General features: G+C 52.9%; 10 protein-coding genes. 5 read left to right on the forward strand and 5 right to left on the reverse strand.

Translation table 11 applies throughout. The features are described from left to right. From V6D20_06880 to V6D20_06890, 3 genes are all read left to right on the forward strand, one after another. On the forward strand, positions 1 to 190 hold a 190-nt coding region (locus V6D20_06880; GenBank protein HEY9815509.1), incomplete at its 5' end, for a Tic22 family protein. Between the two features lie 113 nt (positions 191 to 303). Continuing rightward, positions 304 to 1221 (forward strand): peptide chain release factor N(5)-glutamine methyltransferase, encoded by a 918-nt coding sequence (gene prmC / locus V6D20_06885; GenBank protein HEY9815510.1) that lies wholly within the window; start codon positions 304 to 306, stop codon positions 1219 to 1221. 190 nt (positions 1222 to 1411) lie between these two features. Next, positions 1412 to 2017 carry an L-threonylcarbamoyladenylate synthase gene (locus V6D20_06890; protein ID HEY9815511.1) on the forward strand — a complete coding sequence of 202 codons (606 nt, stop codon included), beginning with the start codon at positions 1412 to 1414 and terminating at the stop codon, positions 2015 to 2017. Here the strand turns inward: V6D20_06890 and V6D20_06895 are convergent. Continuing rightward, a complete protein-coding gene (locus tag V6D20_06895) occupies positions 1991 to 2758 on the reverse strand; it encodes an ABC transporter ATP-binding protein (protein ID HEY9815512.1) in 768 nt (255 codons plus the stop codon). The genes V6D20_06890 and V6D20_06895 overlap by 27 nt on opposite strands. A 727-nt stretch (positions 2759 to 3485) precedes the next feature. Beyond that, positions 3486 to 3698, reverse strand: a complete 213-nt coding sequence (locus V6D20_06900; GenBank protein ID HEY9815513.1) for a hypothetical protein — start codon at positions 3696 to 3698, stop codon at positions 3486 to 3488. A 613-nt stretch (positions 3699 to 4311) separates the two neighbouring features. Between V6D20_06900 and V6D20_06905 the strand changes: the two genes are divergently transcribed. Then, entirely contained in the window at positions 4312 to 5028 is a 717-nt protein-coding gene (locus V6D20_06905) for a TPM domain-containing protein (GenBank protein ID HEY9815514.1), read from the forward strand. 14 nt (positions 5029 to 5042) lie between these two features. Here the strand turns inward: V6D20_06905 and V6D20_06910 are convergent, their stop codons facing one another. From V6D20_06910 to V6D20_06920, 3 genes are all read right to left on the reverse strand, one after another. Beyond that, complete coding sequence (locus V6D20_06910) at positions 5043 to 5624, reverse strand: glycosyltransferase (protein ID HEY9815515.1); 582 nt, start codon at positions 5622 to 5624, stop codon at positions 5043 to 5045. Between the two features lie 141 nt (positions 5625 to 5765). Continuing rightward, positions 5766 to 6230, reverse strand: coding sequence for a hypothetical protein (locus V6D20_06915; GenBank protein HEY9815516.1), 465 nt, complete (start codon positions 6228 to 6230; stop codon positions 5766 to 5768). Positions 6231 to 6320: 90 nt separating this feature from the next. Next, positions 6321 to 6731 (reverse strand): DUF4346 domain-containing protein, encoded by a 411-nt coding sequence (locus V6D20_06920; GenBank protein ID HEY9815517.1) that lies wholly within the window; start codon positions 6729 to 6731, stop codon positions 6321 to 6323. 299 nt (positions 6732 to 7030) lie between these two features. On the opposite strand from V6D20_06920, the gene V6D20_06925 reads away from it, so the two are divergent. Beyond that, a partial coding sequence (locus V6D20_06925) for a peptidogalycan biosysnthesis protein (protein HEY9815518.1) occupies positions 7031 to 7727 on the forward strand: 697 nt, incomplete at its 3' end.

Genomic DNA, 7727 nt, shown 5'->3' on the forward strand with positions numbered 1-7727 from the left:
ATCCATGCTGGCTCGCCTGACAGAAGCGCAGCCATCGCTTGCAAATTCGATTGAAATTCAGGTGATTAACTTAGAAGGGTTGATTGAAACCCTACAAACCAGCGATAATGACGAACTCAATCGCATTCTGTTGATTCCTCCAACAGATTCGTTACAGTATATTCTTGACGGTGCGCCTCAACCTCAGTAGGTGTACATTGGGGTGAGATTGAGAGTCAATAGACCGGGCTTACCGGTTAGCTAGTAGGCAGCGCAGCAGATTGCATAGATCTGCTGCGTTTGCTATTAGGACATGAGAATGGGTTGTGGATTGAGCGCATGATGGACGATCGCACCATTTCTGGACAACAGCTTTGGCACTGGTGGCAGGGAGCTAGGCAGGCGGCGATCGCCTCGGAAGTGCCCTTGGTTGAACTAGAGTGGCTCATGCAGGAGTTGTGCTCGATCGATCGGCTAACGCTGCGGCTGGAAAGCTTTAAGACTCGTCCACAGGTGACGTTGGATGTCTCCTTGACAGACCTCGACCGCCTTTGGACTCGGCGCTTGCGCGATCGCGTGCCGGTGCAATATCTGGCAGGTCGGGTGCGATGGCGGCGGTTCTGCCTCCAGGTGTCGCCAGCGGTGTTGATTCCGCGCCCTGAGACGGAGGGCATGATTGATCTTGTGGAGACGGCGGTTCAGCACTATCCCCATCTGGCTGCCGGAGCCTGGGCCGATCTGGGGACAGGGAGCGGAGCGATCGCCCTTGCTCTGGCCCAGCTTTTGCCGATGGCCAGGATGTATGCGGTGGATGTTAGTGCTGAGGCCTTAGCGATCGCCCAAGCTAATGCGATCACCTGTGGTGTGGGCGATCGCCTTCAGGTTTGCCAAGGATCTTGGTTTGCAGGGCTGCCTCCAGATGCCATCCCCCTGAGCGGCATGGTGTCCAACCCGCCCTATATTCCCACGGCGTTGCTCGATACGCTGCAGCCTGAAGTGCGGTACCACGAACCGAGCCTGGCCCTAGACGGTGGAGACGATGGGCTGGATTGTATTCGCCATCTAGCGGCGATCGCGCCTCGCTATCTCATCGCTGGTGGGCTTTGGCTTGTGGAATTGATGGATGGGCAGGGAGAAACGGTGCGATCGCTGCTTCAACAGACGGGACAGTATGAACAGATTGATATTCATCTCGATTTGGCTGGACGGCAGCGCTTTGCCCTTGCCTTTCGCAGGCAGTAAATTAGTTCAAGGAGCCACAGGTGCCAATCTAGCCGATACAGCCGATACAGCCGATACAATAAGGCAGGCATGTGCCGGCTGAATCGGTTGGCTGCAGGTGATCCCTGTCCCAACCCCCTAGGCCTTACTTCGGTTAAGCATTCACTGCACACTGCCGACGTTTCATTCCCAGATCCCCTATCTCTAACCCATGCCACACGTGTCCCTTGAGGAGCTAGTTGCGGGTGTCCAGGCAGGACATCTCGTGTCCTTCCCCACCGATACCGTGCCCGCCCTAGCTAGTGCTCCCGCCCATGCAGAGCAGTTGTTTAAGCTCAAACAGCGGAGCCAATCTAAACCTCTAATTCTCATGGGTGCCAAGGCCCTGGATCTCTGGCCCTATGTAACCGGGAGCGAATCCGATTGGCTCTATTGGCAGGAAGTTGCCCAACAGCATTGGCCGGGCGCATTGACCCTAGTCTTGCCCGCTAGCGATCGCGTACCCACATCGATGAATCCCACCAACCCCACCAGCCTTGGTGTTCGGGTACCCAACTGTGCGATCGCCCGCCATATTCTGGCACAGACCGGCCCCTTAGCCACCACGAGCGCCAACCGCTCCGGTGAGCCAGCCCTGCAAAGCCTGGCTGAGATTGCAGCTAGCTTCCCCACTGTTCTGACGCTGCATCCAGAGGCGATCGCCACCCTCAACCAAGAGTTGGGCGCATCAACGCAAGCCGCAGGGCTGCCCTCCACGGTAGCGAGGTGGACAGGCGGTGGCTGGGCAATTCTACGCCAGGGTGGGGTGAGCCTGTAGCCGCCCGTCTTCTAGATAGGTGACGTGGTCAGCAATATCGATAATTCGAGGATCATGGGTGACCATCAGCACCGTGCAGCCCTTGTCCTTAGCTAGAGTACGCAAGAGGTTGATGACGGCATGACCGCTGTGAGAATCGAGAGCAGCCGTAGGTTCATCCGCCATGATCAACGCTGGATTACCGGCCAAGGCCCGAGCGATCGCCACCCGTTGCTTTTGTCCACCGGAAAGATCCTTGGGCAGGTGATGGGCACGATCGCCCAAGCCCACTTGCTCTAGGAGCATCATGGCTTCCCAATGGGCTGGGCGTTTTTTTACGCCTTTGAGCTTCAAGGCAAGTTCAATATTTTCGGCGGCCGTCAGGGCAGGGAACAGGTTGAACCCCTGAAAGATAAAGCCGATGGAGTAGAGACGAAAGGCGGATAACTGTTTCCGAGAGAGGTTTGTAATGGTTTGCCCCAAGAGTTGCACCTCTCCAGATGTGGGATGTAGGATGCCACCGAGGATGGAGAGCAGGGTGGTTTTGCCGGATCCAGATGGCCCCATCAAGAGCTGGATATCGCCTCGCGCCACCTCTAGGTCAACGTTGTAGAGGGCCTGAAACTGCTGGGCTCCCTCCCCAAACACCATGTTAATGTGCCGAGCCACAATGGCGCGATCGCCCTCTGATGCATGGGCTAGATGAGAGGTAGAGCTAGTCTTAGATAGACGGCGACGTTGGGACAAGGGTAAAGAAATCATGCCAAGTTGGGAGAATAATATGCTGTGGTACGGATGTGAATCAGGCCCATGACCAAAGGCTTGTTAGGGTTAGACCACCAGCTTCCCAGATCCTACAGGGTTCTAGAAAGTGCTGGCGTGCCGAATATCACCAATTCTTGTGCTGCATCGCTGGAAAGTCCCAACTTTCTTCAGCACATATACGGAGGGCATTTCCTCGCTATCCTGCAGGTAGAATCATCGATGCCCCAGCACAAACTGTTGCATTGACGATCGCGGATAGGAGCCTAGGACTTGCGTATCAATGTCAGAGCATTGCCGGAAGGACTATGAAGAGATACACCTTTCACTCCTCAGATTACGGGGATGCCGTGATCCCTGGCATCCTGCTATTAGCCTACCCATGGGCATGAGGACTAACCCATCCCTCATGGCGTTTAACGGTGCTTCTTGCAGTCCATCGTGACATGGCAACCTGAGTTTTTGATGAGCTGACCGTGATGAACTCATCAAGGAATCAGCAGGTATAAGAGCTTTGAATGGAACCCATTCGGCATGATGGCTACTCCTGTGGGACATATCTAAACAGACGACGCAAGATATCTAAGAGTTCTCCCCAGTGCCACCAGCGTTGTGCCCATCAGCTAGTTCAGATAGAAACAGCATAGACAAAAACAAAAAAGCCGCAATACGATTGGAGACTGCGGCTGAGGGAGATAAGTTTCAAGATGATGCAGTATCCAACAGCTTAGGCAGGCAGTAGCTCAAGGTGCGGCAGCGATCGCTTGGGTCTTGCCACTGTTGTAACGGGGAGAGGAGCGATCGCCTCAGAGTTGGTGGTTCTCAGCTTGGCGGATAGGGTGAGCAATGTATTCGACTGCTGAACCACTCCATCGCCAAATCGATTGAGACGGCTGGGGCGCATCCACATGACGTAAGATTGGTGGTGGCTAGATTCCATAGGAACTCCTTGAGCATGGCCACCGCTGATAAACGGCAGCTAACATCTGTATGACTTACACGGTGCAAGGGATAGATCCGGAGTGAATGGTGGTTCTACTCTTTGAGCCAACGGCGCAGTGTAAGTGCGGTGTATCGAAACGGGTCAAGCCCCCTGCTGTCATCCATGGTCACCTGGATGAACGCCTTGTATATCGAGAGAACTCCAGATAGGCCTATGATCTGCGAAAACAAGCTCATTGCGGGCGAGGTAGGTGACACTTTGCAAACCTGACCTGTCGTTGTCCGTCGGGAGAGACCTGTTTGCACCATGGCGCTCTGCTATTCCCATTCCCCACCCGCAATCGTTGATCCGGTGGGTTATATCTAACGTAATCCTTGATAGGGACTGACTTCGTCCGTGAGGGCACGTGACTGTGCAGGAGGCGGCACAAGACAACACGTAGGTTTACGGATTGTCTTGTAACGTTATATTTCATTGTATTGATTTTTGGTGAGGTTGACTGGGTCTTAACAGCCTCTCGATTGGCGTGATCCCCGCACTTGCGTAAATTAATGTCCCGGGTCGGCAGAGCTGATAGTATGGTCTGGAGAGGTCAACACTGCATAGACGTATGGTGAAATCTGCTAATGCCGCTTCGGTCTGGACAGCTTTGTGCAAACCCATTTTGATTGCCTTGGTGAGCGTTTTCTTCATGCTCCAAGTAGGAGTCATGCCAGCCCATGCCACCGGGGTCTACAGTATGCCATCCGTTGCTGCGGGGGATCCCATCTGGGTGATTGATGAGGCTGATATTATTAGCCGGTTGAATCAAGGCAAGCTCGATCGCCAACTGGCAGCGATCGCTGAAGAGACTGGCGTTGAGGTTCGCTTCGTCACCTTCCACCGTCTAGACTATGGCGAAACGGCCCAAAGTTTTGCCGATCAGTTGTTCGAAACCTGGTTTCCCACACCGGAATCCCAAGCCAAGCAAGTGGTACTGGTGCTGGATAATGTCACCAACACCACCGCCATCCATGCCGACGCGTCGGTCAGCGATCGGCTAACCGCAGAGATTGCCGAGAGCATTGCGCAAGAAACACTGCAAGTGCCCATTCGCGACGGCAACAAATACAACCAAGCCTTTCTAGACGCGGGCGATCGCCTCCTAGCCGTGCTGACGGGGCAACCCGATCCTGGGCCGCCAGTGGTTGAAGTCACCATCCAAACCGAAGGCACCTACGCCAAAGCCGAGGAAACGGATCAAAATAGCTCCACGGTGCTCATTGTCGGCTTCCTGATTGCCGCCACCGTGATCCCCATGGTCACCTACTACATCTACGTTCGTTAAACCAGCACTGAGCATCATCCCCAAAGCTGTTTCGCATCCTCCAGTGTCGGCAACTGTAGCTGATAGGATGGACTTCGCTCAGTCAAAATTCGCGGACCGTGATTGATGCCATACAAATACCGCTTAATTTCTCGTTTCTGAAGTAAAAATTGCCCAAAATATTGCATCGGTCGAACTAGTTTTTTCTGCAGCGGGGACTGTCGTAGCCACTGGGCATATCCGGACGCAATTGGGCCAGACAATAGCTGATGCCATTGCATTGCAGTTTGAGCCGGAGTGAACTCTTGTGACCGACGCAACCCGTTTTCAATCATGGCTAGATAGAGATCAGGATTCTGCTTTAGGTGGTGCAGTGCGGCGATCGCATCTTCTGGGGTGCAGACTTCAATGTAATCCAAACTAGATTGACGAAGTCGTTGATAGGAAGGTTCAGGACTCAGCAAGGCTGGAACCCCCGCCGTCCAAGCATTAATCAGCTTCAGAGCGGGTTTTAAAGACGTATCAAAATGGGTTGTGTTGCGGATCGCCATCACCACGTCAGCATCCCGATAGTTCGCCCAGCCTTCAAAGACATTTCCCGTAAACTCTGTGTTCATGACTAGGCGAATGTCCATTGCATCTAGCTGGGCTAAAAACTCGGGGGTTCTGAAGGGTGGAAATAGATTGTACGCCTCCCCCTTAAACACCAGATTTTCAATCGTAGCCCCTCTAGATGGATCCCTTGGTTTCATATTAGGTTAGGGACGATGGGAAATGAAGTGATCCAGCCTCTGGGATTGAATTTGGGAATGATTGATAACAAAGCGCTGATTGCACATCATAGGGCGTGGACAATCGTGATATAACGCTACTACAAAGCTTTTATGCAACCAATCGCGTGCTTTCAAGTAATAGTAAGGTATGAAGCAAATTTGTCCTGGAATAATCTCAGGAACTAGATGAACATCTAAACCACATTGCTTCAGGTCAATATAGGCTTGGGCTGTCCAAATATCGCTTGTATTTACACCGCGTTCGTAGAGTGATTCCAAGGGAAATTGGTTTGGATAATCTAAAAAATTAGGATTATCAACAATATCCTGCCATTTCGGGTCTTTTGTGACAAAATATACTGGATGTGGAAGGGGTGCTAATCGTTCCCAAACAGGCTGTAAACATCCAGTCGAACTTAGGGGGCGGCTCAATGGTTCTGCTGAAGCCATATTGTCTACTCATTATTCAAGAGACAGGGTAGACGTCAGTTATAGCTTAAAATTTTTTCGTTAGACCACTACATCATCTCCGGAGTCGTCCTAGTCTTGAATGTAGTCATGGCCACTGATCAGAGCCATCTCTGCACGCACAAATTCCCGTCCTAGATATAGAGCATGGTCAAATCTGCTGAGGGGGCAAGGGTTGGCGACTTCCGTAATGGCCATGCCCAATTCTTTAGCCGTGCGACCTTTGTAGGTTTGTGTGGGCAGACGCTTGGCATTGCCACCTCGGGCGCAGAGGGGTTCGCCGGTCTCTGGATCGACAGCGAGACCTTTTTCGTTGATGGCATTGGTGTAGTGGTCGGCGCAGATCAGCCCGGCTGCTCGATCAACGTAGATAATAAAATATCCTTCTGGATCCAACTCGATGAAGCGTTTGGAGAGTTTGTCATCAAGCTTGGCCAAGTCTGCCGCTGTCGGGTGGGTGGTGGGTGTATGGGGATGGGTCATAACTCGTTTTTATTAGATTACCAATCCTTAAGTTTAAAGCGTGTCGTTGAGGATGGGAACCCGAGGTGCGTCAACGGCGGCAGCGATCGCCCTTCCTTGTGCATTTCATGACCATCAAGAACTACCTTGAAAGTATTTTTCGTGGCTACAACATAAAAGATTGTGGATAATCGTCAATAGCGCTTGTCTACGGCAGGTTTGTCTAGCAAGCGAGCGATCATGGTTCGGATGCATAGCCATGCTGCGCACTGTCCGCCGCTCAATCCATGTCCACCCTAGCGATTTTTCTGCAGACTTTCATGGTGGATCCCCTAACCTCTCCCTATTCCATTGCTTGGATCGCAAACATGGCAGAACTTCCCCAAGGGGAATGGGACGCCCTAGCCCTGCCACTAAAAACGCCGTTTCTGGAGTGGCATTGGCTGAACGCCATGGAAACCTCCCACAGCGTTGTACCCAATACCGGCTGGCTGCCCCAGCATTTGACCGTGTGGCGCGGGCGATTGCTGGTGGCCGCCGCACCACTCTACCTGAAGGGGCATAGCTACGGAGAGTTTGTGTTCGACCAGCAGTGGGCAGACCTGGCTCAACGTATGGGGGTGCAGTACTATCCGAAACTCTTGGGCATGTCGCCCTTTACGCCGGCCGAGGGCTATCGATTTTTAATCGCGCCGGGGGAAGATGAGGCGGTGCTCACCGACCTGATGGTTCATGCTATTGACGATTTTTGCGATCGCAACCATATTTCTGCCTGCCATTTTCTCTACGTCGATCCTCAGTGGCGGCAAATGATGGAGCAGCGAGGCTTCAGCCCTTGGCTGCACCACAACTATGTTTGGAGCAATCAGGGCTACAGCAGCTTCGACGATTACTTGACCTCTTTCAATGCCAATCAGCGGCGCAACATTAAGCGGGAACGCAAAGCCATCGAGAAAGCTGGGCTATCGATGCAGATCCTTACAGGAGAGCAGATCACCAAGCCGCTGCTCTCGCTGA

This window comes from Candidatus Obscuribacterales bacterium, from assembly GCA_036703605.1.
Taxonomy (GTDB): domain Bacteria; phylum Cyanobacteriota; class Cyanobacteriia; order RECH01; family RECH01; genus RECH01.

Coding starts and splice junctions, on each gene's coding strand:
- V6D20_06920 (HEY9815517.1), bottom strand. CDS start 6,731: ATGACCCATCCCCATACACCCACCACCCACCCGACAGCGGCAGACTTG.
- V6D20_06895 (HEY9815512.1), bottom strand. CDS start 2,758: ATGATTTCTTTACCCTTGTCCCAACGTCGCCGTCTATCTAAGACTAGC.
- V6D20_06905 (HEY9815514.1), top strand. CDS start 4,312: ATGGTGAAATCTGCTAATGCCGCTTCGGTCTGGACAGCTTTGTGCAAA.
- V6D20_06900 (HEY9815513.1), bottom strand. CDS start 3,698: ATGGAATCTAGCCACCACCAATCTTACGTCATGTGGATGCGCCCCAGC.
- V6D20_06910 (HEY9815515.1), bottom strand. CDS start 5,624: ATGAACACAGAGTTTACGGGAAATGTCTTTGAAGGCTGGGCGAACTAT.
- V6D20_06890 (HEY9815511.1), top strand. CDS start 1,412: ATGCCACACGTGTCCCTTGAGGAGCTAGTTGCGGGTGTCCAGGCAGGA.
- V6D20_06915 (HEY9815516.1), bottom strand. CDS start 6,230: ATGGCTTCAGCAGAACCATTGAGCCGCCCCCTAAGTTCGACTGGATGT.